At 63.6% G+C, this 23,223-nt stretch carries 20 protein-coding genes; 11 read left to right on the top strand and 9 right to left on the bottom strand.

Annotated elements, in window-relative coordinates; translation table 11 throughout:
* Positions 1 to 2 precede the first annotated feature (2 nt).
* From ugpC to EJ076_RS13465, 5 genes are read left to right on the top strand one after another with little or no spacing between them, the layout of a single operon-like run.
* On the top strand, positions 3 to 1,100 hold the full coding sequence (ugpC, locus tag EJ076_RS13485; RefSeq protein ID WP_109661705.1) for a sn-glycerol-3-phosphate ABC transporter ATP-binding protein UgpC: 1,098 nt from the start codon (positions 3 to 5) through the stop codon (positions 1,098 to 1,100).
* 5 nt (positions 1,101 to 1,105) lie between these two features.
* Positions 1,106 to 2,218, top strand: a complete 1,113-nt coding sequence (locus EJ076_RS13480; RefSeq protein ID WP_126068185.1) for a mandelate racemase/muconate lactonizing enzyme family protein — start codon at positions 1,106 to 1,108, stop codon at positions 2,216 to 2,218.
* A 9-nt stretch (positions 2,219 to 2,227) separates the two neighbouring features.
* Positions 2,228 to 2,557, top strand: coding sequence for an L-rhamnose mutarotase (locus tag EJ076_RS13475; protein WP_126068184.1), 330 nt, complete (start codon positions 2,228 to 2,230; stop codon positions 2,555 to 2,557).
* Complete coding sequence (locus tag EJ076_RS13470) at positions 2,550 to 3,626, top strand: Gfo/Idh/MocA family oxidoreductase (protein WP_126068183.1); 1,077 nt, start codon at positions 2,550 to 2,552, stop codon at positions 3,624 to 3,626. The genes EJ076_RS13475 and EJ076_RS13470 overlap by 8 nt, the downstream gene beginning before the upstream one ends.
* Positions 3,623 to 4,078 carry a MaoC/PaaZ C-terminal domain-containing protein gene (locus EJ076_RS13465; RefSeq protein ID WP_164548631.1) on the top strand — a complete coding sequence of 152 codons (456 nt, stop codon included), beginning with the start codon at positions 3,623 to 3,625 and terminating at the stop codon, positions 4,076 to 4,078. Before EJ076_RS13470 ends, EJ076_RS13465 begins: the two co-directional genes overlap by 4 nt.
* 26 nt (positions 4,079 to 4,104) lie before the next feature.
* On the opposite strand, the gene EJ076_RS13460 is transcribed toward EJ076_RS13465, so the two are convergent.
* The 9 genes from EJ076_RS13460 to EJ076_RS13420 form a co-directional block, all read right to left on the bottom strand.
* On the bottom strand, positions 4,105 to 4,761 hold the full coding sequence (locus EJ076_RS13460) for a GntR family transcriptional regulator (protein ID WP_126071047.1): 657 nt from the start codon (positions 4,759 to 4,761) through the stop codon (positions 4,105 to 4,107).
* A 103-nt stretch (positions 4,762 to 4,864) separates the two neighbouring features.
* Positions 4,865 to 6,295 (bottom strand): DHA2 family efflux MFS transporter permease subunit, encoded by a 1,431-nt coding sequence (locus EJ076_RS13455; RefSeq protein WP_245463043.1) that lies wholly within the window; start codon positions 6,293 to 6,295, stop codon positions 4,865 to 4,867.
* Between the two features lie 384 nt (positions 6,296 to 6,679).
* Complete coding sequence (locus EJ076_RS13450; protein ID WP_126068181.1) at positions 6,680 to 7,558, bottom strand: SMP-30/gluconolactonase/LRE family protein; 879 nt, start codon at positions 7,556 to 7,558, stop codon at positions 6,680 to 6,682.
* A 48-nt stretch (positions 7,559 to 7,606) separates the two neighbouring features.
* Positions 7,607 to 8,569 carry a 3-keto-5-aminohexanoate cleavage protein gene (locus EJ076_RS13445; RefSeq protein WP_126068180.1) on the bottom strand — a complete coding sequence of 321 codons (963 nt, stop codon included), beginning with the start codon at positions 8,567 to 8,569 and terminating at the stop codon, positions 7,607 to 7,609.
* Positions 8,566 to 9,513, bottom strand: a complete 948-nt coding sequence (locus EJ076_RS13440) for a 3-hydroxyacyl-CoA dehydrogenase (protein WP_126068179.1) — start codon at positions 9,511 to 9,513, stop codon at positions 8,566 to 8,568. The genes EJ076_RS13445 and EJ076_RS13440 overlap by 4 nt, the downstream gene beginning before the upstream one ends.
* A 10-nt stretch (positions 9,514 to 9,523) precedes the next feature.
* On the bottom strand, positions 9,524 to 10,330 hold the full coding sequence (locus EJ076_RS13435) for an SDR family oxidoreductase (RefSeq protein ID WP_126068178.1): 807 nt from the start codon (positions 10,328 to 10,330) through the stop codon (positions 9,524 to 9,526).
* Between the two features lie 13 nt (positions 10,331 to 10,343).
* Entirely contained in the window at positions 10,344 to 12,428 is a 2,085-nt protein-coding gene (locus EJ076_RS13430; RefSeq protein ID WP_126068177.1) for an ABC transporter permease, read from the bottom strand.
* Positions 12,425 to 13,957 (bottom strand): sugar ABC transporter ATP-binding protein, encoded by a 1,533-nt coding sequence (locus EJ076_RS13425; RefSeq protein WP_126068176.1) that lies wholly within the window; start codon positions 13,955 to 13,957, stop codon positions 12,425 to 12,427. The genes EJ076_RS13430 and EJ076_RS13425 overlap by 4 nt, the downstream gene beginning before the upstream one ends.
* Positions 13,958 to 14,060: 103 nt before the next feature.
* Positions 14,061 to 15,188, bottom strand: a complete 1,128-nt coding sequence (locus EJ076_RS13420) for a sugar ABC transporter substrate-binding protein (protein ID WP_126068175.1) — start codon at positions 15,186 to 15,188, stop codon at positions 14,061 to 14,063.
* Between the two features lie 277 nt (positions 15,189 to 15,465).
* Between EJ076_RS13420 and EJ076_RS13415 the strand changes: the two genes are divergently transcribed.
* The 6 genes from EJ076_RS13415 to EJ076_RS13390 all read left to right on the top strand — a co-directional run bounded on the left by EJ076_RS13415 (position 15,466) and on the right by EJ076_RS13390 (position 23,204).
* Positions 15,466 to 16,146, top strand: coding sequence for a GntR family transcriptional regulator (locus EJ076_RS13415; protein WP_126068174.1), 681 nt, complete (start codon positions 15,466 to 15,468; stop codon positions 16,144 to 16,146).
* Positions 16,147 to 16,393: 247 nt separating this feature from the next.
* Positions 16,394 to 17,416 carry an ABC transporter substrate-binding protein gene (locus EJ076_RS13410; RefSeq protein WP_126068173.1) on the top strand — a complete coding sequence of 341 codons (1,023 nt, stop codon included), beginning with the start codon at positions 16,394 to 16,396 and terminating at the stop codon, positions 17,414 to 17,416.
* 74 nt (positions 17,417 to 17,490) lie between these two features.
* Positions 17,491 to 19,974, top strand: a complete 2,484-nt coding sequence (locus EJ076_RS13405; protein WP_126068172.1) for an ATP-binding cassette domain-containing protein — start codon at positions 17,491 to 17,493, stop codon at positions 19,972 to 19,974.
* Positions 19,971 to 20,990, top strand: a complete 1,020-nt coding sequence (locus EJ076_RS13400; protein ID WP_126068171.1) for an ABC transporter permease — start codon at positions 19,971 to 19,973, stop codon at positions 20,988 to 20,990. The genes EJ076_RS13405 and EJ076_RS13400 overlap by 4 nt, the downstream gene beginning before the upstream one ends.
* A 111-nt stretch (positions 20,991 to 21,101) precedes the next feature.
* A complete protein-coding gene (locus EJ076_RS13395) occupies positions 21,102 to 21,929 on the top strand; it encodes a phosphogluconate dehydrogenase C-terminal domain-containing protein (RefSeq protein ID WP_126068170.1) in 828 nt (275 codons plus the stop codon).
* Between the two features lie 333 nt (positions 21,930 to 22,262).
* Positions 22,263 to 23,204: a D-ribose ABC transporter substrate-binding protein gene (locus tag EJ076_RS13390; RefSeq protein WP_126068169.1), complete on the top strand. Its 942-nt coding sequence runs from the start codon at positions 22,263 to 22,265 to the stop codon at positions 23,202 to 23,204.
* Positions 23,205 to 23,223: the final 19 nt, after the last annotated feature.

Below are 23,223 nucleotides of genomic sequence, written 5' to 3'. Positions count from 1 at the left end.
CAATGGCAACCGTTACCCTCACCAAGCTGACCAAGCGCTACGGCACTGTCGGGATCGTACACGGCATCGATCTCGACATTGCTGACCGCGAGTTCATTGCGCTGGTCGGCCCATCCGGCTGCGGCAAGTCGACGACGCTGCGCATGATCGCCGGGCTGGAAGAGATCAGCGCCGGCTCGATCGAGATCGGCGGGCGCGTCGTCAACGACCTGCCGCCACGCTCGCGCAACATCTCGATGGTGTTCCAGTCCTACGCACTCTACCCACACATGACGGTGCGCGAGAATCTCGGCTTCTCCCTGAAGATCGCGGGTGCTGCCAAGGAAGACATGGAGCGCCGTGTTGCCGAGGCCTCGGCCATCCTCGGCCTCGACACGCTGCTCGACCGTCGTCCGTCGCAACTGTCGGGCGGCCAGCGCCAGCGCGTCGCCATGGGCCGCGCCATCGTGCGCGACCCGGACGTGTTCCTGTTCGACGAGCCGCTTTCCAACCTCGACGCCAAATTGCGCACGCAGATGCGCACCGAGATCAAGAAGCTGCATGCCAAGGTTCAGTCGACGGTGATCTACGTCACCCATGACCAAGTCGAAGCGATGACGCTTGCCGACCGCATCGTCATCATGCGCGACGGCCATATCGAACAGGTCGGCACGCCCGACGAGGTTTTTCGGCGGCCGGCGACGCGCTTCGTTGCCGGCTTCATCGGCTCGCCGCCGATGAACCTGCACGAGGCGACGATCGATGACGGCCAGATGGTTTTCGCCAGCGGCGAAAGACTGCCGCTGCCCGGCCAGTTCAAGGCCAATGTCGCCACCGGCGACAAAGTCGTGTTCGGGCTGAGGCCGGACGACATCTATCCGACCGGCCATGGCATCAGCTCCGGGGGTGCTGCGGATGTCCATCAGATCGAACTGCCGATCACGGTCACCGAGCCGCTCGGCAACGAGACGCTGGTATTCGTCGAATTCAACGGCACGGATTGGGTGACGCGCATGCTGAATCCGAGGCCATTGAGGCCGGGCGAGCGAGTCGCCATGAGCCTCGACATGTCGCAGGCGCATCTGTTCGCCACTGAGACCGGAAAGACATTGCGGAGCTGATCGGCATGACCAGAATCGAGAAAGTCGAGCTGCGGATGGTGGACCTTGTGCCCAAGGTCAAGCGCACCGACGCGATCCAGAGCTTCGTCAGCCAGGAAACGCCGATCGTCACCATCACCGATTCCGACGGCGCGGTCGGCACCGGTTACAGCTACACGATCGGCACCGGCGGTTCGTCGGTGATGCGGCTTCTCTCGGATCATCTGGTGCCGCGGCTGATCGGCCGCGACCCCGACATGATCGAGGCGATCTGGCACGATCTCGAATTCGCCACCCATGCCACGACGATCGGCGCGATCACGGCCATCGCGATCGCCGCGATCGATACCGCACTTTGGGACCTGCGGGCGAAGAAGCAGGGTCTGCCATTGTGGAAACTCGCTGGCGGCGCCAAGGACCGCTGCCCGCTCTACACGACCGAAGGCGGGTGGCTGCACATCGAGACGCAGGCGCTGGTCGACGACGCGCTGGCCGCCAAGGCCAAGGGCTTTCGCGGCTCGAAAGTGAAGATCGGCAGGCCACACGGCTCGGAAGACCTTGCCCGCCTGTCGGCGGTGCGCAAGGCGGTCGGCGATGGCTACGAGATCATGACCGACGCCAACCAGGGATTTTCGGTCGACGAGGCGATCCGGCGCGCCGCAAGGCTGCGCGAGCTCGACCTCGCCTGGATCGAGGAGCCGCTGCCGGCCGACGACATTGACGGTCATGTGCGATTGTCGAACTCGACGCCGACGCCGATTGCCATCGGCGAGTCGCTCTACTCCATCCGCCATTTCCGCGAATATATGCAGAAAGGCGCCTGCTCGATCGTGCAGGTCGATGTCGGCCGCATCGGCGGCATCACGCCCTGGCTCAAGATTGCGCATGCGGCCGAGGCCTTCGACATTCCGGTCTGCCCGCATTTCCTGATGGAACTGCATGTCAGCCTGACCTGCGCTGTTCAGAACGGCCGATATGTCGAGTACATTCCGCAACTCGACCAGTTGACCGGCAAGCATATGCGCATCGAGGATGGCCAGGCGCTGGCGCCAGACGAACCGGGCATCGGCATCGACTGGGACTGGGACGCGGTCAAGGCCATGAGCATCGCCGAATTCACCACGGCGATCACCAGATAGGAGACTGATATGCAGCGGATGGGGATGGTTCTGGGGTTGAAGCCGGAAAAGGTCGAGGAGTATGTGCGCCTGCATGCCGCCGTCTGGCCTGACGTGCTGACCATGATCTCGGCCTGCAACATCAAGAACTATTCCATCTACCTGAAGCGACCGGAGAACCTGCTGTTCAGCACCTTCGAATACCACGGCAGCGACTACGTGGCAGATATGGCCAAGATGGCGGCCGACCCGAAGACGCAGGAATGGTGGGCTGTCTGCATGCCGTGCCAGGAGCCGTTGGCGACGCGCAAAGAAGGCGAATGGTGGGCTGAGATGGACGAGGTCTTCCATCATGACTGAAGGCGGTTTCGACCCTGCCTTGCTCGTCCAGTCCTGGCCCCTACCCTCGAAGCCCCGACCGATCGTCACCTTCGGCGCGGGATCGATTGTCGGCGACGCGCATTTCCCGGCCTACCGGAAGGCGGGCTTTCCGGTCGCCGGCCTCTACGATCCGGATCATGCTCGGGCTGAAAAACTGGCCAACCAATGGGGTGTGACAGCCTTTCGCTCAGTTGAGGAAGCGACTGACGTCGAGGGTGCGATCTTCGACCTCGCGACGCCGCCGTCGCGCCATGCCGATGTGCTGAAGGCACTGCCGGACAGCGCGGTGGCGCTGATCCAGAAACCGATGGGCAGCAACCTTGCCGAGGCGACCACGATCCTCGAGATCTGCCGTGCCAGGAAGCTGCACGCGGCGGTCAACTTCCAGTTGCGCTTCGCGCCGATGATGCTGGCGCTCAAGGACGCGATCGCCAAGGGCTGGCTCGGCGAGATCGTCGACTTCGACGCCTGGCTGGCGCTGGCGACGCCGTGGGAGCTGTGGGAGTTCCTGCTCAAGGCGCCACGCGTCGAGATCGCCATGCATTCGATCCACTATCTCGACCTGATCCGGCAGTTGCTCGGCGACCCCAAGGGCGTGCACGCCAAGACGCTCGGCCACCCCAGCCACGCGGTGGCGCAGACGCGCACCAGCGCCATTCTCGACTATGGCGACACCGTGCGCTGCGCACTGTCGATCAATCACGACCACAAGTTCGGCCGCCGGCATCAGGCCTGCGAGTTCCGCATCTGCGGCACCGAGGGCGCCGCCTATCTCAAGCTGGGTCTCAATCTCGACTATCCCACAGGCGAACCGGATATTCTGGAGATCCATCCGAAAGGCGGGACGGACTGGATCGCGGTGCCCTTGGCCGGCGAGTGGTTTCCCGACGCCTTCGTCGGCCGCATGGCCAATGTCCAGCGGTTTGCAGCCGGAGAAGATGCTACGCTGATCAGTCCGGTCGAGGATGCGTGGAGCACGATGGCGCTGGTCGAGGCCGCCTATAAATCGAGTGCGGCGCCGGCAACGTCGATCGCGGAAAGGCCATGATGGAACAGATCCAGTATTTCGAGGATTACGAGATCGGCTCTTCGCGTCTGACCAGCGGCCGCACCATCACCGAGACCGACTTCATCGTCCATGCCGGCCATACCGGCGATTTCTTCCCGCATCACATGGACGCCGAATTCATGAAGACGACGCCGTTCGGCCAGCGCATTGCCCACGGCACGCTGGTGTTCTCGGTCGGCATCGGCCTGACGGCAACCATCGTCAATCCCGTCGCCTTTTCCTACGGCTATGACCGGCTGCGTTTCATCAAGCCGGTGTTCATCGGCGACACGATCCGCACGCGCACCACCATCGCGGCCAAGGAGGACGATCCTAAGCGGCCGGGTTCAGGGCGGGTGATCGAGCGCTGCGAGGTGATCAACCAGCGCGGCGAAGTGGTGCTCGTGGCCGACCACATCTACATCGTCGATCGCAGGCCGGCGCAGGGCTGAAGCCATCGCAATGCCTATGAGCCGACCTAGGATTTTCGCGACAGGCCATCTTCCCTGATCGCGCTGACCAGCGTCTCGCTTCCTTCGCGAAGATGCTGCCTCAGAATGCTTATGGCCTTGTCGCCGTCGCGCCGCCGGCAGGCGGCCAGCAGGTCGCGGTGCTCAGTCTGCGAGCGGTTGCGATAGTCCAGGTTCGACAGCAGGATGCGGACGTAGCGATCGACCGCATTGTGGTGCGCCTCGATCAGGCCGAGCAATCGATGGTTGCCGCAGGCATCGTAGAGAGCCAGATGAAAGGCGCGGTTCAGTGCCCCCCATCGGCCGACATTGCGCTCGGCGTCGATCTGATCGAGCACCTGTTCCGCATCGTCGAGCTTCGCGCCGGCAAGGCCGGGTACCGAGAGCCGGAGCGCCTCGCTTTCGAGCAGCTCGCGCAGCGCATAGATTTCGCTGATCTCGGCGCTGTCCATCCGGGCGACCTGCGCGCCCTTGGTCGGGTGGATGGAAACAATGCCCTCGGCCTCCAATTGGCGAAGGGCATCCCGAATGGGCATCCGGCTGAAGCCGAACTGCTCGGCCAGCTCGTCCTGGCGCAGCGGCGTGCCTGCCTTGATGGTTCCATTGGCAATCGCTTCGCGCAGGACATTCGCGACCTGCTCGGCCACGGTCCGCGGCCCCTGCATCACGCTTTCCGCAAATCCTCGCAATCGATGCTCCCATTCACGTGGTACCAGCCTAATGGAAAACCGCCTTTGTGGATATAAGTATGCCCGTATACATCCGGCATCATTTGCGAGAATTTCCTGCCCGAACATGGCCACTGACCTGCACGCCGTCCTCGGCACGCAAATACAGGAAGCCGGGGATGGACAGCAGCGGGATGACCGCGGTCAGCAGGAACACCTGGTGAAAGCGTTCCGGTGTCACGATGTGGGTTTCTCCTGCGACCAGACCCAGCACCATGGCGGCGATCGAAACGCCGAGGGAAACGCTAAGCTGCTGCAGGACGCCGCCGAGGCTGGTGGCGCGGCTGAGCTTGTCGGCCGGCAGGTCGGCATAGGACAGTGTGTTGGAGGTCATGAATTGCGCCGACCGGATGATCCCGAAGACAAAGACGTAGAGGCCGATCATCCAGTGCGGCGTATCGGCCTCGATCGAGGCGAAGCCCGCCACCGCGGCTGAGCCGATCACCGCGCTGCCGATCAGCACGACATTGAAGCCGAAGCGCCGCAACAGCGGCGACAGCAGCGGCCGGATGAGCAAGGCGCCGAAGCTGCCGACGAATGTCAGCGAGCCTGATGTGACCGGGCTCATGCCGAAGCCGACCTGCAGCATCAGCGGCAACAGGAAAGGCACGCCGTTGAGGCCAACGCGGCACAGACCGCCTGCCAGCGTGCCGACCCAGAACGAGCGAAATCGAAACAACGTCAGATCGACGGCCGGCGCGACGACGCGGCGTGCATAGCGCCCGAAGGCGAGCAGCAGCAGGATCGCCGCGGCCAGCACCAGCAGTGTCGCCGAAATAGGGACGATCGGCCGGCCGATGCTCTCCAGTCCGAACTGCAGCAGGGCCACGCCGCAGCCCACCATCAGGAACCCGGCGAAGTCGAAGCGTTGCACCGCCTCCTCGCGAAAATCGTCGACGAAGCGCAGCGCCGCCAGAATGCCAAGGCAGCCGAAAGGCACGTTGACATAGAATATCCAGCGCCACGACGCATAGGTGGTCAGCAGGCCACCAAGCAGCGGCCCGATCACAGGCCCCATGATGGCGGGCAAGGTCATGTAGGTCATGGCGGTGATCAGCCCGCTGCGCGGAAAGCTGCGCAGCAGGATCAGCCGGCCGACCGGCGTCATCATGGCGCCGCCCAGCCCTTGCAAAGCGCGCATCGCCAGCAGCATGCCGAAACTGTTGGCCATGCCGCAAAGCGCCGAACCAAGGGTGAAAGTGAAAAGTGCCAGCGCGAACACTCTTCGTGCGCCGAACCTGTCGGCGAACCAGCCGCTGACGGGAATGAACACGGCCAGCGTCAGAATGTAGGTGGTGATCGCCAGGTTCAGCCTGACCGGCGTCGTGTCGAGGCTGCGCGCGATAGCTGGGATCGCGGTGGTGATGATCGTGGAATCGAGCTGCTCCATCAGAAAGGCGATGGCGACGATGATCGGAATAATCAGTCTCAGCCTCGGGTCGCGCTCGGTGGCAAATTGAGGCTGTTCCAATGCTGTGGCCGATTCCGTCATGCAGGCGGCTTAAATGCTCTAGCCAAGGTGGCGTATCCGCGTTCAAAGGCAAGATTGCCTTGTGTGCGGCAAGCCAGCCGAGGCCTGATCACACGGCCTGTCTTATGGTCCGACAAATAGGCAAGCGGTAGTCATTTCCTCTGCGATGGAAGTCAACAAATTTTGACTGCCAGTCCGATGGAGAGGAGATCGGCAAAGTCAGCGGCGATCGGCGTCCGAACTCCCGTCGCCTGAAGGTGCATTTGCGTTCAGCGCGCGCCCATCCCGATTTCGTGAAAGAACGTGTCGAGTGAGAGGCCGTTTTCTTCCCCATCTATGTCTCGCATGTACAGGGGGCATCCTCATGAATCCATTTTCCTCCCGTCAGCCGCCGAAGCGCGGTTCCGCGACGCCCTTGATGCCAAGGCCGGTGATGGCAAACAGGCTGCCGCGCAAGACGCCGTCTCCGGGAAAACGCGGCAGCGGCGGCTTGGCCATCGAGGTCACGTAGAGGATATCGAGCTTCGGTCCACCGAACATGACGCTGGTGATCTTCTTGACCGGCATGTCGATGATGCGATCGACGCTGCCATCCAGCGCGTAGCGCACCAGCTTTCCATCATAGACCAGCGCGTTCCACAAATAGCCCTCGGCATCGACGGTCGAGCCGTCAGCCGCACCACCCCGGCTGGTGTCGACGCGCACGAAAGTGCGCCGGTTGGTGGCGGCGCCGGTGGCGATATCATAGTCGTAGGCCCAGATCTCGCCGGTCCAGGTGTCGGCGAAATAGAAGGTGCGGTCGTCGGGGCTCCAGCATGGGCCGTTGGAACAGATGATGCCAGAATCGATCCGGGTGACGGAGAAATCCGGATCGAGCCTGTAGAGACCGCCGGACGGCCCCTCTTCCATTGTATCCATGGAGCCGGCGAAGAAGCGGCCGCGCCGGTCGGCCTTGCCGTCGTTGAGCCGGTTCATCGGCTTGTCCGGCTCCGGGTCGTGGATCAAGGTCACATCGCCGGTGGCGAAATCGAGCAGATGGAAGCCGCGTTGCAGCGACACCACCGCGCCGCTGCCGTCCTTGCGCAGCGCCATCGAGCCGATCTTCATCGGCACGTCCCAGGACCGGATCTCGCGACCGTCGGCGGTCGCCCGGAACACCCGTCCGTCGAAACTGTCGATCCAGTACAGGCGCTCCTGTTCGACGTCCCACAGCGGTCCTTCGCCCAATGTGGTCTTCACATCCACCACGACTTCGATCTTCATGCTGTCCTCCTCGATATTTGGCGCCACGCAGCGATTGGTCAGGCCGCGTCAGAAAGCGACCTTGTCGCCGCCTTTCAATGACAAGATCTCGCGCGCCTCGTCGGGCGTCGCCACTTCCATGCCGAGCCCCTCGATGATCTTGCGGGCCAGTAAGACCTGCTCGGCGTTCGATTTGGCAAGCTTGCCCTTGCCCGCCCACAGACTGTCCTCCAGCCCGACGCGGATGTTGCCGCCAAGCGCCGCCGATTGCGCGGCGATGCGAAGCTGGCTGGCGCCGGCGCCGAGCACCGACCAGCGGAACTGGTCGCCGAACAGCCGGTCGGCGGTGCGCTTCATATGGGCGACGTCTTCGGGATGCGTGCCGATGCCGCCCAGCAGCCCGAACACCGACTGCACGAAGAAAGGCGGCTTCACCAGCCCGCGGTCGGCAAAGTGGGAAAGGTTGTAGAGATGGGCGATGTCGTAGCACTCGAACTCGAAGCGCGTGCCATTGTCGTAGCAGGTCGCCAGAATGTACTCGATGTCCTTGAACGAGTTGCGGAAGACGAGGTCGCGCGTCGCTTCCAGATGCGGCTTTTCCCAGTCGAACTTGAAGGTCTCGTATTTGTCGGCCAGGTGATAGAGGCCGAAATTGATCGAACCCATGTTGAGCGAGGCGACTTCCGGTTTGAACTGGGCAGCCGGGCGCACGCGCTCCTCGACCTTCATGTACGGGCTGCCGCCGGTGGTGATGTTGATGGCGGCGTTGGTGCCTTGCTTGACGCGCGGCAAGAAGCGGGCGAAGGCCTCGGGCGTCTGGTCGGGCTTGCCTGTTTCTGGGTCGCGGGCGTGCAGATGCAGGATCGCGGCACCGGCCTCCGCTGCGGCGATCGCCTCCGAGGCGATCTGGTCGGGCGTGATCGGCAGATAGGGCGACATGGTCGGCGTGTGGATGGCCCCCGTCACCGCGCAGGTGATGATGACCTTGCCCCTGGTTGCCGTGGCGCCGGTCTTGCGGCTCGTTTCGCTCATTGTCCGTACTCCTGGTCCGATTTTTTCTTGTGCGCCGCCAGCGCCATCAGCCGGCGGTCGCGCCACACCTGCCGTTCGCCGAGGCTCGCGCGCGGCAGGCGTTCGCGGCGGTCGGCTTCGACGGTTTTCATCACCTCGCCCGCCCAGTCGACGCGGCGCAGCATCTGCGGGAAAATGTTCGAATAGATCGACTGATAGCGCTCGACATAGTCGCGCACGCCGCCTGGCGCATTGAGATCGATGGTCTCGAACGGGCCCATGAACGACCAGCGCAGCGCCAGCCCGTCACGGATGCCGATGTCGACATCCTCGACGCTGGCGTACCCGTCGGCGACAAGCCTGAAAGCCTCCTCCAGCAACGCCCCTTGCAAGCGGTTCATGATGAAGCCGTCGAGCTCGCGCTTCATCACCAGCGGCGCGTGACCGGCGTCGATGAGGAAAGCGCGGGTTCTCTCGACCGTCTCGGCAGAGGTCCACGGCGCCGGCACGATTTCGGCTGCCGGAATGAGATAGGGCGGATTGATCGGATGCACGACCAGACAGCGGTGCCGTCCTTGCAGATGATCGGTGAATTTCGACGGCAACAGCGCCGAGGTAGAGCTGGCGATGACTGTTTGCGGATCGGCAAGCCTGTCGAACAGGGAGAACACCTCCCGTTTCACCTCGAGGTTTTCAGGCGTGTTCTCCTGCACGTGGACCGCACCAGCCAGCGCCTCTGCCAGCTCGGCGACAATGGTGATCCGGCTAAGCACGGCGTCGATCGCCTGTCCTCGCAGCAGGTCGTTTGCGGCAAGATCGCCAAGCACGCCGGCAATGTAGTCGCGGGCGCCGCCTGTGGCAGCGGGCGACTGGTCCCACATCCGCACATCATGGCCGGCCCGGGCGAAGCTGATCGCCCAGGCCCGGCCGATGAACCCGCTTCCGACGATCGCGACATTGGCCATGGATTGTTCCTCAAAGTGTTTCGACGTTGCCGTCTACGCCGAGCGACTGGCCCGAAATGTTGATGCCCGCATCGGAGAGCAGGAAGGCGACCATCGCAGCGACATCATAGGGACTGGTCATGCGGCGCAGCGAGATGTTCTGCAGATAGCGCCCGGTCATCTCCTCGTGGCTGATGCCGACCTGCTTGGCGCGCGCCGAGATGACACCTTCGATGCGCGGTCCCTCGATGATGCCGGGCAGGATGGCGTTGACCCTGATGCCATGCGGTCCAAGCTCCTTGGCGAGGCTCTGCGTAAAACCGATGACGCCGAACTTGGCCGCCGAATAGGGCGTGCGGAAAGCGTAGCCATGGCGGCCCGCCGCCGACGACATCGAGACGATCGAGCCGCCGCCCGCCGCCTTGATCAGCGGCACGGCGCGACGGGCGCACAGGAACTGGCCGGTCAGGCAGATGTCGATACAGCGCCGCCAATCGGAAGGGTCGATCTCGTCGACACCGCCGGTCGGCCCGGCAATGCCGGCATTGTTGATCAACGCATCGAGCCCGCCGAGTTTTTTCTCGACCGCCTCGAACAGGCGGTCGACGTCCTCGTCGCGCGAGACATCGGCCTTGACCGCGGCGACGAGGTCGATCTTGCCGGGAGCGGCAGCCAGCGCCTCGTCGGAAACATCGCAGACGACGATGCGAGCGCCGAGGCGTGACAGCGTGTCGGCTATGGCAAAACCGATGCCGCCCGCCCCTGCCGTCACCAGCACGCGCTGGCCTTTCAGCCCAATCAGAAAGTCTTCCGCCGAAACCGGCGCCCTTGTGCTCATCGTCCTGTCCTTCTCAATGCAGCCGCCGCTCACGCAGCGCCATGACGGCGCCCAGAACGACCAGTCCGTAAAGAATTGCCCTTGTGGCGTAGGGAAGCGTGGTGCCGGCCAGCAGCATCTGCAGCGCCGTCAGCAGCAACACGCCACCGAGCATGCCGAGATAGTGGCCGCGGCCGCCGGTGATCAGCGCACCGCCGACCACCACCACGGCGATCGACGGCAACAGATAGTCGTCGCCCATGCCAAGGCTCGCCTGCCCCGAAAAGCCGGTCAGCATGATGCCGACAACAGCCGCGCAGACGGCCGACAGCATGTAGACCAGGATCAGCGTGCGCTCGACGCCGATGCCCGACAATCGCGCCGCGCGCAGCCCGTTACCGATGCCGTAGACCCGGCGTCCGAACGGCGTGCGCCCGAGCAGCAGCACCGCCGCCACGACAAAGACGACCATCAGCAGCACGATCGGCGTCAGCAGGCCGGCGAGCCTGGCCGTCATGACCCAGCGCAGCATCGGCGAGGAAAAGCCGGCCGGCGTTCCCTGCGAATAAAGCAGCGCGCAGCCTTGCAGGATGCCGTTGGTGGCGAGCGTCATGACGATCGGCGAGATGCCGAGATAGACGATCCCGAAGCCATTGGCGAAGCCGATCACGCAGGCCATCAACAATACGACCGGCAAGGCGTAGACAAGAGCCGCGTCGGAGCCGTTGACCATGCCGGCCAGAATGATGCCGGAAATGCCGATCGTCCACGGCACGGAGAGATCGAGGCCGCCGGTCAGAATGACGGTTCCCTGCCCGAGCGCCAGGACAGCGAGGAAGGACGACAACACCAGCAGCGAATTCCAGTAGCCCGGATTGAGGATGGCGCGGCCGAGCCAGATCTGCGTGACGACCACGATGACCAGCAGGCAGACATAGGCCGGCAGCGCATAGCGCAGCGTCTCCGCATTGCGCAGATGGAAGGCAGGGCGCGGCGATGCCGGACCGCGCTGGCCAGGCGATGGTTCGGCGACCTTGAGGCGCCGGTCCACGCGCTCGAGCTGCGAGGGCAATATGCCGGCGCGCCAGGCGGCAAGCCGGGCGCGTGCGGCCCGCAATTGCACGGCAAGAACCGATGCGTGGGAAATGGAGCCGGCAAGTGCTGCCAGCACCAGAATGGTGCCTTCGGCGATGGTCGCATAATAGGCCGACACATTGAGCACCAGCAGGATGTTCACCACGATCATCAGGATAAAGGCGCCGAAGACGGAGCCCACCGGGCCGCCCTGCCCGCCACCGAGACGCGTGCCGCCGACGACGACCGCCGCGAACATCGACAAAAGCAGCGGATTGCCGACCAGCGGATCGCCGCTGCCGGTCTGGGCGCTGATGAACACGCCGGCAAGGCCATAGCAGCCGCCGGCGATGACATAGACAGCAAAGCGCACCAGCACGACATTGATGCCGACGGAAGCGGCCGACTCCGGATCGCTGCCGACCGCATAAAGTGCTGTGCCGAAGCGGGTTCCCTTCAGCCAGAACCAGGCGAGCAGGACGACGCCGATCACCACCAGCGGCATCGGCAGCCAGCCGGTGATCGCGTCGCCGAGGTAGAAGGTGCCGAGATCGGGCGACACGAAGCCGCCGGGCTTGTCCATCACCAGCAGCGTCACGCCTTGCAGGATGAACATGGTGGACAGCGTCACCACGATGGGCTGCATGCGCAGCACCGCGATGAAGAAGCCGTTGAAGGCACCCACGGCCATGCCGACGCCGATGCCGACGGCGGTCCACAAGATGATGCTGGCGCCTGGCGCCATCGGGTCCATGCTCGATGCCAGCACGGCATTGACCAGCGATATTACCGCGCCGGCGGACAGGTCGAAGCCGCCCGACAGGATGACGATGGTCTGGCCTATCGCCGCGAGCGCCGAAGTCGCGCCGCCGCTCGACAGGAACGACACATCGAAATAGGTGAGCGGCCCGGCGCTGATCCAGTCGACGATGAAAAGCAGGATCGCCAGGACGGCCGCGGCGATCAGCGCGCCGCGGTTGCGCATCAGCGCGCGACGCAGCCCCAAGCCACCGGAACCAGGTGATGAAAGGCTTGCGCTGCTCATGCGGCGGCTTCCCCGGCATGGCCGAGCGCCGGGCGCATGATGGCCGGCTCGGTGATGGCGTCGCCTTCGAGCTCGGCCGCGATGCGCCCGTCATAGAGAACCAGGACCCGGTCGCATTGGTGGACGAGTTCGGGGATTTCGGTCGAGTGCAGCAGGATGGAGCCGCCAGCGGCCACGTAGTTTCGCATCATCACATAAAGCTCGTGCTTGGTGCCGACGTCGATGCCGCGGGTGGGATCGAACAAAAGCAGGATGCGGCTCTGCGCCACCAGCCATTTGGCGATGGCGATTTTCTGCTGGTTGCCGCCGGAAAACGCGCCGGCCCGCGTCCACAGCGCGCGGCGGTCGACTTCGACAGTGGCGAACGCCGCCTCGACGGAGCGGGTCTCGGCTTGCGCGTCGACAAGGCCGAAACGGGTGAAGCGCGATATCACGGGAAGCGTGGCGTTCTGGCTGCCCGACAGTTTCAGGAACAGGCCTTCGGATTTGCGATCCTCCGGCACCAAGCCGATCGCCATGTTGGGCAGCAAGGCATCCGCGGGCGAACCGAGCCAGACCTTGCGGCCATCGACGAGGATGTGGCCGCGGGTGATTTCGGCCATGCCGAAGCAGGCCAGGAACAGATCCTGCTGGCCCATGCCCTGCAATCCGGCGACGCCGAGGATCTCGCCTTTACGCAGGTCGAAGCCGGCGCCGTCGAGCTTGCGCCCGACCTTGAGGTCGCGCACGCCCAGAACCGGCGGACCGAAGGCCTGGGCGCTGTCGGGCTTGGGCGGAAAGGTCTGCTCGATGCTGCGGCCGATGATCTTTTCGATGACATCCGCGTCCGAGACGTCGGCAACCGGCGCGGTGACGATGTGGCGGCCGTTTCTCAGGATCGTCAGCGTCTCGCAAAAGGCGCGGACCTCGCGCATCCGATGGGTGATGAAGACGATCGTGGTGCCCGCCGCCTTCAGCCTGGAGATGATATCGCCCAGCCAGTCGACGTCGCGGCCCGCGAGTGTCGAGGTCGGTTCGTCGAGCAGCAGGATGCGCGGCTTGCGATAGACGGCACGCGCGATTTCGATCTTCTGGCGCACCGAAAGCTCGAGCTCGCTCACCTCCGCGTCGAGATCGACGGAAAAACCGAGATCGTCGATGTGGCGGCGGACAGCCTTGCGGGCAGCGCTGCGCCGGATCAGGCCGGAGACGCCGACGGGGGCGTAGGGCAGCAGCATGTTGTCGAGAACGGAGAGATCGCGCACCAGGGTCATCTCCTGGAACGCCGTCTGCATGCCCAGCGCATGTGCTGCGCGTGGTGCGCCGTAAGCGATCTCCTTGCCAAAGACACGGACATGACCTTCGCTTGGCCGGACCAGCCCGGACAGCAGTTTCACCAGCGTCGACTTGCCGGCTCCGTTTTCACCGAGCAGTGCATGGACGCTGCCGGGCGCGATCCGGAATGACACGCCGTCCAGGGCGACGGTGGGGCCGAACGCCTTGCTGATGCCGTCGATCTCGATGGCGGGGAGCGCGGTATGTTCTGTCATATCCTCGATCGCAGGCTGCGCATTTTGGGACGCCACGCATGAGCGCGGATCGACGATGCACGGACAAGACATCCGTACATCGTCGCGATTTGCCTTGGGAGGCTCAGTTCTCCGGTTGTCCAACGAGGGCAGCGGCTAGGCCGACCTCGGGCGTCTGGTCCGAAAAGATCGAGGCAAACCAGCCGGGATTGGAGACCAGCGACGGCTTGAAGGCGTTGCAGCCTGCCTTCATCTCCGCCCATGTGCCTTCGTCGCACAGCTTGATCGTCTCATTGGTGACGACCGGCAGTGGCAGGATGGTGGTCTTCGGCACGTCCTTGCCTTCGATCGCCTCGACGGCGAGCTTCAGCGCCAGCGCACCGGAATAGGGCGGCGACGCATAGGAAATGCGTTGCGCGCCCGCCGGTGCATAGGGCGGCGCCGCGCCTTCGACTTCGGTGCCCTCCGGCAGCATCTGGATGCGGCCGCCATTGGAGCCTTCACCGGCGCAAGGCAGGAGTTCGCTGGTCTTCTTGCCGGCCTCGAGCTGCATCGAGTTGGCGGTGAAGCAGCCGACCTGCATCCACAGCCCGTTGATGTCGTCCCAATTGCGGGTAGCCAGGATCTTCGAAAGCTCGGTGCGGGCGACAGCCTGGCTCCACATGCCGACAGCCTCGCCGACGATCTTGATGTCAGGATACTTGGCGAAGACTTCCTTGGCGGCCTTTGTCCGCTGGTCGTCGACGGATGTTCCCGGAACACCCGTGATGGCGATGATGTTGCCCTTGCCATTGAGCTTCTTGACCAGCCATTCGGCGGTCACCCTGCCCGCTTCCAGCTGGTCGATGTGGACATTGTAGGCACAAGGCTCGGTGATCTCGGCGTCGTAGGCAAAGACCTTCACACCCTTGTCGCAGGCATTCTTGACGACCTGATTGAGCGCAGTCGGCGAGATCGGGTACACGATGATCGCCTCGGCGCCGCTTTGCACCATTGCATTGATCTGCTGAATTTGGCGTTGCGCGTTAGGGCCGGCGACCTGGACCTGCAGGTCGACCTTGTCGGCCAGGCTCTTGTGAGCGGCCATGGCCTTGACCATGTTGGCCGCCTCCGCCTGCCAATCATTGCCGATGTAGCTCATGCTGAGAAAGATCTTGTGCTTCTCGGCTGCCTGCGCGCCGGGCAGCCCAAGGGCGCATACAGCCATGCCGGCCAGCAGCGCGAGCCGCCGGACTTTCAATCCGATACCCATATGAAACTCCTCCCGATCCGAACGACCGAATGCCTCCCAAGGGCACGAACGTAACCCTTGTCATTCGATGCTGGCGACCGTAACATGATTTGATCAAAGATCAATGATGAAATCGCTTAATATCAAAACCGGGGAGTCGTGAGCGCTTGACGCGGCACCTTGAACCTTGCATTCCACCTCTTTGCTTTGGCGCTATTCCGGACGGAAAACCGTTTCTCACTTTTCCTGGAATTGCTCTGGCGGTAGCGTCGCCCTTGGGCGGGAAGGTTGACGGGAGATGGCTGGATCGGCGTACAAAAAGCCGGGGGTCGAGATCACACCCCTGTCCAGGGAAACCCTGCAGGACAGGGTCTATCGCCATGTCACCGAACTGATCCTCGACGGCAGCATCGTGCCGGGCGAGATGGTCACGGTTCAGAGCCTTGCCGATGCTTTCGGCGTCAGCCCGATGCCGGTCAGGGAAGCACTAAGGCGCCTGACGGCGGCCAACGCACTGATGGTGGTTTCAGGCCGGTCGATCGGCATTCCGGCATTAAGCCGCGCACGCCTCATCGACCTTAGGAATGTCCGGTTCGAGATCGAGGCGATCGCGGCTGCATGGGCTGCGGAGCGCATGGACGACCAGGCCGTGGCGCAGTTGCGCCAGCATCTGGATGCGCTGGAACAGGCCAATGCCGCCGGCGACGTCAAATCCTATCTGCGCGCCAACTACGCCTTTCATTTCTCGATCTATCGGGCGGCCGGTTCCGAGAACATGCTCAACATCATCGAGAACCTTTGGCTGCAGATCAGCCCCTACTTCAACATGCTGCACGATTCAGGAAACTACTCGACCGCCAATGAACACCATCAGGAGATGTTCGCGGCATTGAGAAACCGGGACGCGGAAGCCGTCAGGGCCGCGGTCCGCGCCGACATCGACGCCGCTTTCGACGTGCTGGTCGATCTTTTGAAGTAGCGCCCGAACACCCCGGTCTCATGGCTTCTGTCCAAAGAGCGGCTTGCGAGCCGCCGCAGAAAGCGATCACGAATTACCGTTCCATCAAGGTAGCGGCCGCAACAACAGGCGATGCGCAGCAGTGTCATTGCTGACGCTTGCCTATTTGGTATGCTGGTATAATATGTACCTGACATAGCGTGTCCCCTGAGGTTACGCTGTGCTCGTGTGGCAAGCCAAGCCGATCGTGTTTTTGGGAGGAAATACCATGAGATTTGTAACTGTGGCGGCGCTCGCCGGCGCCGCAATGGTGGGCGCTGCTGTGTTGCCGGCAATGGCATCACAGGACGCGCCGGTCATCGCGCTCGCCAACGCCTATTACGGCAACACTTGGCGGCACCAGATGGTGGAAGCGTTCGAAGCCTCTGCCAAGGAAGCCAAGGCCGCTGGTCAGATCGCCGACTATATCGTCATGAACGGCGATGGCTCGGTGGCGCAGCAAAACAGCCAGATCGCCGAGCTGATCCTGAAGAAGGTCGACGTGCTCGCCGTCGACGCCGCCTCGGAAACGGCGGTCAATGGCATCATCGAAAAAGCCTGCAAAGCCGGCATCATCGTCATCTCTTTCGATTCGGTTGCCTCGGCGCCCTGCAACTACCAGCTCAATTTCGACTTCAAGGGCTACAAGGCGACCCAGGCCGAGGCGGTCTTCAAGATGCTTGGCGGCAAGGGCAACGTCCTGCAGGTGCGCGGTGTGAAGGGATCGGCGCCCGACAACGACATGTTCAATGCGCAGCAGTCGGTGCTGGCCAAATATCCCGACATCAAGGTGGTGGCGACCGTCTATGGTCAGGCGACCGCCTCGGTGGCGCAGGCGGCGATCGCCAATGTGCTGCCCAGCCTTCCGCATGTCGACGCGGTGCTCGGCCAAGGTGGCAGCGACGATGTCGGCATCGCGCAGGCCTTCGTCCAGTATGGCGGCGACTACACCGGCAAGATGCCGATCATCGAGGGTGGCGGCGGCACCGACTTCGTCAAATGGTGGGCCGAGGAGAACGCCAAGAATGGCTATCAAACGGTGTCCATGAACACCACGCCAGGCATCGGAGGGGCTGCCTTCTGGCTCGGCCTGTCGCTGCTGAAGGGTGCCCAGGCGCCCAAGCTGATGATCATGCCGGTGGCGACGGTCGATGCCGGCAACCTCAAGGAATACGCCAAGCTGCCAGGCGGCCAGATCATCAGCCCAAGCTATTCGCTGGACTGGGTCAAGCAGAACCTACTGAGCAAGTAACGCGATCCAGCGCTACCGGATCGGGCGGTGCCGGAGCACCGCCCGATCGTCGCTGTCGAAGAAACGGAGGACGAATGTCCCAGTCTGCCGTCGCCGATCAGGACAGAGCCGCCGCCAAGGCGCCTGCCGCACCAATCGGGCAAAGTGTCGTTTCGCTCACCGGGATCACCAAGAGCTTTGGACCAACGCTCGCCAACACGGGGATCGACCTCTGCGTCGGTGCCGGCGACGTGATCGGGCTGGTCGGTGGCAATGGTGCTGGAAAATCGACGCTGATGCGTATCCTGTGCGGCGCGATGTGGCCTACGCTGGGCTCGATTTCCTTTGCCGGCGAACATGTGAACTTCGCCGACTACGGCACCGCCGAGGCGCAGCGGCGAGGCATCCGCATGGTGCATCAGGAGCTTTCGCTCTGCGCCAACCTGTCGGTCGCCGAGAATTTTTTTCTGGAGACACCTCAGGATGCGGCGAACCGACCGGGGTGGAGAACGGTTTACAAGGCTCGGGCTCGCGCAGCGCTCGACGCTGTCTTTCCAGGCAACGGCATCGATGCCGACGCCGAAGTCGGCCACCTCTCCATCGCCGAACGGCAGATGGTGGAGATCGCGCGTGCCGCGGCAACGCCCGGCGTCAGGCTGATCGTGCTCGACGAGCCGACCTCGTCGCTCGATCTCGACCGCTCCAAACAGCTGCGAGCCTTCATTCGCGAGCGGGCAAAGGCCGGCCTTGCCTTCATCTTCATCAGCCACAAGCTGCAGGAGATCATCGACATCGCCACCGAGATCGTGGTGCTGCGCAACGGCCGCACGGCGTGGCAGGGCCAGGTCGCGGACGCCTCGATCGGCAGGCTGGTGCAGCTAATGGGCGGCGATGCCAATCCGGTGCATCAGCACGCCGTCTCCGCCGCCTCCGCCCAGGACGTGCTGGTGCGGCTCTCCGGCCCGCTGACATCAGAACTCGGCCGCGACATCGAGATCGTGCGCGGCGAGATCGTCGGGTTGGCCGGCCTCGAAGGCAGCGGCCAGAAGGAGCTGCTGCATAGGATCTTCAGCCCCGACCGCAAGCAGAATAGCGCGGTCACACGACATGCGCAGGCAGGCTTCATCGCCGGAGACCGGCAGAAGGAAGGCGTGTTCCCGCTGTGGAGCGTGCTGGGAAACATCAGCATCGGCGCACTGGCCCGCCGCCCGGCGCTGGGCCTGGTTTCCGATCGCGCCAATCGCGAGATGGCCGCCGGTGCCGCCGGCAAACTGCGGCTGGACGACAGCCGCTTCCAGTCCAACATCACCGAGCTCAGCGGCGGCAATCAGCAAAAGGCGCTGGTCGCGCGAGCGCTAGTCGCCGACACGCCGATCATCCTGCTCGACGACCCGACGCGCGGCGTCGACATCGCCACCAAGCAGGATTTCTACCGGCTGTGCAACGAGATTGCGCGCAGCGGCCGCGCACTGGTCTGGCATACGACCGAGGATGCCGAACTGCTCGCCTGCGATCGCGTTCTGGTCTTTGCCGGCGGACGGATCGTCAGGGAACTCACCGGTGACGCGATCACGGAATCGGCTGTCGTCGGCGCATCCTTCGCCCAGCCGGCTGACAGGCTTGCGGCTGCCCGAGACAAGGATGCGCCAACGACAAGGCTTGGCCGCAGGCTGGTGGATGCGGCGCCCTTCATCGGGCTTGCCGCCGTGCTGGCCGTGATGGTCTCAGCCAATCCAGCCGTAGCCTCGATCTTCGGCCTCGATCTGCTGCTGATGCCGGCGCTGTCGCTGGTGCTGGTGACGGCCGCACAGATGTTCATTGTCGGCGGCAGCGAGATTGACCTCGGTGTCGGCGCCTTCGCCGGCCTCGTCAGCGTGCTCAGCGCCACGCTGCTTTACGACCAACCATGGCTCGGCGCGCTGGCGCTGGCGGGAGCGCTCGCCGCCTATGCCGGGCTTGGCGGGGTGATCCAGGCGCGCAAGATTCCGGCCATCGTCGTCACGCTCGGCGCCTCCTTCATCTGGGTCGGACTGGGCTATGCACTGCAGCCGACGCCCGGCGGCGCCAGCCCGGAATGGCTGTCGGCGCTCTTCAGCTGGTCGCTTGGCTTCGTGCCCACCTCCATCATCCTCATCGCAGCCGTCGCGCTGATCGTCTTCGTCATCGACCGGCTGCCGCTCGGCGTGGTGCTGCGCGGCTTCGGCAACAACCCGACAGCGATGATCCGTTCGGGATGGTCGCCGACGCGCTATGCGCTGGTGCGCTATCTCATTGCCGGGCTGTTTGCGGGTGCAGCCGGCCTGTCGCTGACGGCGATCAACACGGCGAGCGACATCAACTCCGGCAATTCGTTCACGCTGCTCAGCGTCGCCGCCGTGGTGATGGGCGGCTGCTCGCTGCTGGGCGGTATCATCTCGCCGGTCGGCGCCGTCGCTGGGGCGGTGACGCTGTCGCTGATCGGCGCGTTGCTCGGCACGCTGAACGTCAGCAGCGATTTCAACGCCGCGACGCAAGGCCTGATCCTGATCGCTCTTTTGACGCTGCGCAGCCTAACCGCCGACCGCAGGAGCGAACAATGAACGCTCTGACCGCCTTCAGCCTCTGGACGCAGAGAAACCGCTGGATCTGGGCGGCGATGGGCGTGCTGCTTCTGTGGCTGGTGCTATCGATCGTCACAAACCGCTTCAGCCTGTCCAGCCTGTCGGGCATCATCTTGTCGGCATCCTTCCTGACGATCGTCGGCATCGGCCAGATGTTCGTGGTGACGACCGGGCGCGGCAACATCGACCTCTCGGTTGCCTCGGTGATCACGCTCAGTGCCTTCGTCGCGCTGCTCACCATCAAGGGCCAGGATGCCAATCTCGCCATCGGCGTTGCCGCCGCGATCCTGCTCGGCCTTGCCGTCGGCGCGCTCAATTCGCTGCTTGTCGTGGGGCTCGGCATCCCGGCCATCATCGCCACGCTGGCGACCGGCTACGTGCTGGCCACCGCAACGCTGCTGTCGAACCGGGCGATCTCGGGCTTCGCTGTCAGCCCGGCGCTGAAATACCTGGCATCGGGCCGTATTTCCGGAGTGCCGATCATGGCCGTTATCGCCATATCAGGCGTCGCGGCAACCTCCTTCGTGCTGCGCTACACTGTGTTCGGCCAGTTGTTGTCGGCGGTCGGCCAGAACCGCACTGCAGCTCGGCTCGCCGCCATCAGGACCGGCCCGGTGATCGCATCGGCCTTCATCATCTCGTCGGTGCTGGCGTCGCTCAACGGGCTGCTGCTTGGCGCCTATATCGGCGGCGCCTTCCTCGAAATGGGCCAGCCCTACCTGTTGCAGTCGATCGCTGCGGTGGTCCTCGGCGGAACGCTGATCTTTGGCGGCTCGGCAACCGCCGTCGGCACCTTGTTCGCCAGCATCCTTTTGATCCTGATCGTCACAACGATGCAGATCATCGGCCTGCCTCCGGGCGCCCAGGATATCGTGCAGGGCGTCGTTGTCATCTTCGTGCTCGCGCTTGCCGGACGACAAGCGATGACGCGGCGAGCGCCGGTTGAGCCGACAGACGGCGACGCCGCAATGTCGGCGGGAGACCGGCAGTCGTGACCTGCATCGCATTCACCATTATCGGATTGCCAAAATCTGGTAGCGTGATTATACCAGTTGATAAGTTGACGACGGGCGATACCGTCGGCTGAGATCAGGAGTAGTGACCAGATGACAACGATTGCGCTGTTCGGTGCCGGCGGAAAAATGGGCTACCGCCTGTCGACCAATTTTCGCGGATCGCCCTACACGATACGCCATGTCGAGGTCAGCGATGCCGGCCGCGAACGGCTGAAGACCGGACTGGGTTTCGATACGGTCAGCGCCGACGAGGCGCTCAAGGGTGCCGATGTGGTGATCCTGGCCGTTCCGGACACGCATATCGGCAAGGTGGCGACCAACATCGAGAGCAAGCTGGTATCAGGCACGATGGTGGTGGTGCTCGACGCGGCGGCACCCTTCGCCGGCCATCTGCCCAACCGACCGGACCTCACCTATTTCGTCACCCACCCCTGCCATCCGCCGATCTTCAACGACGAAACAGACATGGCGGCCAAAAAGGACTATTTCGGCGGCGTCAAGGCCAAGCAGCATATGGTCAGTGCGCTAATGCAGGGACCGGAAGAAGATTACGCCAAGGGCGAGGCGATCGCGAAAATCATCTGGGCGCCGGTCATGCGTTCACACCGTGTCACCGTCGAACAGATGGCGCTGCTGGAGCCCGGCCTTTCGGAGACGGTGTGCGCCTCGCTGCTGGTTGTCATGAAGGAAGCCGTCGACGAGGTCGTGGCACGCGGCGTCGACAAGCAGGCGGCGCTCGACTTCCTGCTCGGCCATATGAACGTGCTCGGCGCCGTCATCTTCGGCGAGACCAAGGGCGTTTTCTCGGACGCCTGCAACAAGGCGATCGAATTCGGCAAGCCGGTGCTGATGCGTGACGACTGGAAACGCGTGTTCGAGCCGGAAGAGATCGCCGCCAGCATTCAGCGCATCACCTGAAAGAGGACAGGCGCGCTTGCCGCAGCGCCTCGATGCGTCGGCGTATCGTTGCCGACGCTCGGTTTTCGCCGCTCATCAGGTACATATCACCTGAATTTGTGGTTGACTCATCATACCAGTTGGCTTAGCTGTTCATGGCTCGGATCGACAGGGTTTCGCAGGGATTTCGAAGCCTGGGCGAATGGGGGATGGCTGGGGAGCAACGATCCGTGGAGGAAAGCCGGCAAACGGCCCTTTAGCCCGAAAGCGATCCACCGCCCGCGCTGCCTGACGAATTCGCATGCCGACAGAGGCCTTGGTTGACCAAGGCAATTTTTCAAACGGGAGGACTTCATGAAACTCACACGCAGAATGACGTTTGCGGCTTTCGCCGGCATGCTGGCGCTTGGTACGGCCGTTCCCGCCTACGCGGCGGATCTCATCGCGATCATCACGCCCTCGCACGACAATCCGTTCTTCAAGGCGGAAGCCGTCGGCGCGGAAGCCAAGGCCAAGGAACTCGGCTACGAGGCGCTGGTGCTGGTCCATGACGACGACGCCAACAAGCAGTCCGAGCTGATCGACACCGCGATCGGCCGCGGCGCCAAGGCGATCATCCTCGACAATGCCGGCGCCGACGCCACCGTCGCCGCCGTGCAGAAGGCCAAGGACGCAGGCATTCCATCCTTCCTGATCGACCGCGAGATCAACGCCACCGGCGTCGCCGTGGCGCAGATCGTCTCCAACAACTACCAGGGCGCCCAGCTCGGCGCGCAGGAATTCGTCAAGCTGATGGGCGAGAAGGGCAATTTCGTCGAGCTGGTCGGCAAGGAATCCGACACCAATGCCGGCATTCGCTCCAAGGGGTATCACGACGTCATCGACGACTATCCGGATCTGAAGATGGTCGCCCAGCAGTCGGCCAACTGGAGCCAGACTGAAGCCTATTCCAAGATGGAATCGATCCTTCAGGCCAACCCCGACATCAAGGGCGTGATCTCCGGCAACGATACGATGGCGATGGGCGCCTATGCGGCACTTGCCGCGGCGAACCGCAAGGATGTCATCGTCGTCGGCTTCGACGGATCGAACGACGTGCGTGACTCCATCACCTCGGGCGGCATCAAGGCAACCGTGCTGCAGCCGGCCTTCGCGCAGGCGCAGATGGCGGTCGAGCAGGCCAACGACTTCATCAAGAACAAGAAGTCGCCGGCCAAGGAAAAGCAATTGATGGACTGCGTCCTGGTCAATGGCGACAATGCCGCCAAGCTGGAAACCTTCGCGCTGACGAACTGAGCCAGCGTGACTTGAATAG

It is taken from the genome of Mesorhizobium sp. M7D.F.Ca.US.005.01.1.1, assembly GCF_003952545.1.
Lineage (GTDB): Bacteria > Pseudomonadota > Alphaproteobacteria > Rhizobiales > Rhizobiaceae > Mesorhizobium > Mesorhizobium loti.
The sequence above is the reverse complement of the archived record's forward strand: the minus strand, read 5'-3'. Positions and strand labels throughout refer to the sequence as shown.

What these genes read in the sequence shown, in the direction of transcription:
- ugpC (WP_109661705.1), top strand. Translation starts at nt 3, where the DNA reads ATGGCAACCGTTACCCTCACCAAGCTGACCAAGCGCTACGGCACTGTC.
- EJ076_RS13480 (WP_126068185.1), top strand. Translation starts at nt 1,106, where the DNA reads ATGACCAGAATCGAGAAAGTCGAGCTGCGGATGGTGGACCTTGTGCCC.
- EJ076_RS13475 (WP_126068184.1), top strand. Translation starts at nt 2,228, where the DNA reads ATGCAGCGGATGGGGATGGTTCTGGGGTTGAAGCCGGAAAAGGTCGAG.
- EJ076_RS13470 (WP_126068183.1), top strand. Translation starts at nt 2,550, where the DNA reads ATGACTGAAGGCGGTTTCGACCCTGCCTTGCTCGTCCAGTCCTGGCCC.
- EJ076_RS13465 (WP_164548631.1), top strand. Translation starts at nt 3,623, where the DNA reads ATGATGGAACAGATCCAGTATTTCGAGGATTACGAGATCGGCTCTTCG.
- EJ076_RS13460 (WP_126071047.1), bottom strand. Translation starts at nt 4,761, where the DNA reads ATGCAGGGGCCGCGGACCGTGGCCGAGCAGGTCGCGAATGTCCTGCGC.
- EJ076_RS13450 (WP_126068181.1), bottom strand. Translation starts at nt 7,558, where the DNA reads ATGAAGATCGAAGTCGTGGTGGATGTGAAGACCACATTGGGCGAAGGA.
- EJ076_RS13445 (WP_126068180.1), bottom strand. Translation starts at nt 8,569, where the DNA reads ATGAGCGAAACGAGCCGCAAGACCGGCGCCACGGCAACCAGGGGCAAG.
- EJ076_RS13440 (WP_126068179.1), bottom strand. Translation starts at nt 9,513, where the DNA reads ATGGCCAATGTCGCGATCGTCGGAAGCGGGTTCATCGGCCGGGCCTGG.
- EJ076_RS13435 (WP_126068178.1), bottom strand. Translation starts at nt 10,330, where the DNA reads ATGAGCACAAGGGCGCCGGTTTCGGCGGAAGACTTTCTGATTGGGCTG.
- EJ076_RS13430 (WP_126068177.1), bottom strand. Translation starts at nt 12,428, where the DNA reads ATGAGCAGCGCAAGCCTTTCATCACCTGGTTCCGGTGGCTTGGGGCTG.
- EJ076_RS13425 (WP_126068176.1), bottom strand. Translation starts at nt 13,957, where the DNA reads ATGACAGAACATACCGCGCTCCCCGCCATCGAGATCGACGGCATCAGC.
- EJ076_RS13420 (WP_126068175.1), bottom strand. Translation starts at nt 15,188, where the DNA reads ATGGGTATCGGATTGAAAGTCCGGCGGCTCGCGCTGCTGGCCGGCATG.
- EJ076_RS13415 (WP_126068174.1), top strand. Translation starts at nt 15,466, where the DNA reads ATGGCTGGATCGGCGTACAAAAAGCCGGGGGTCGAGATCACACCCCTG.
- EJ076_RS13410 (WP_126068173.1), top strand. Translation starts at nt 16,394, where the DNA reads ATGAGATTTGTAACTGTGGCGGCGCTCGCCGGCGCCGCAATGGTGGGC.
- EJ076_RS13405 (WP_126068172.1), top strand. Translation starts at nt 17,491, where the DNA reads ATGTCCCAGTCTGCCGTCGCCGATCAGGACAGAGCCGCCGCCAAGGCG.
- EJ076_RS13400 (WP_126068171.1), top strand. Translation starts at nt 19,971, where the DNA reads ATGAACGCTCTGACCGCCTTCAGCCTCTGGACGCAGAGAAACCGCTGG.
- EJ076_RS13395 (WP_126068170.1), top strand. Translation starts at nt 21,102, where the DNA reads ATGACAACGATTGCGCTGTTCGGTGCCGGCGGAAAAATGGGCTACCGC.
- EJ076_RS13390 (WP_126068169.1), top strand. Translation starts at nt 22,263, where the DNA reads ATGAAACTCACACGCAGAATGACGTTTGCGGCTTTCGCCGGCATGCTG.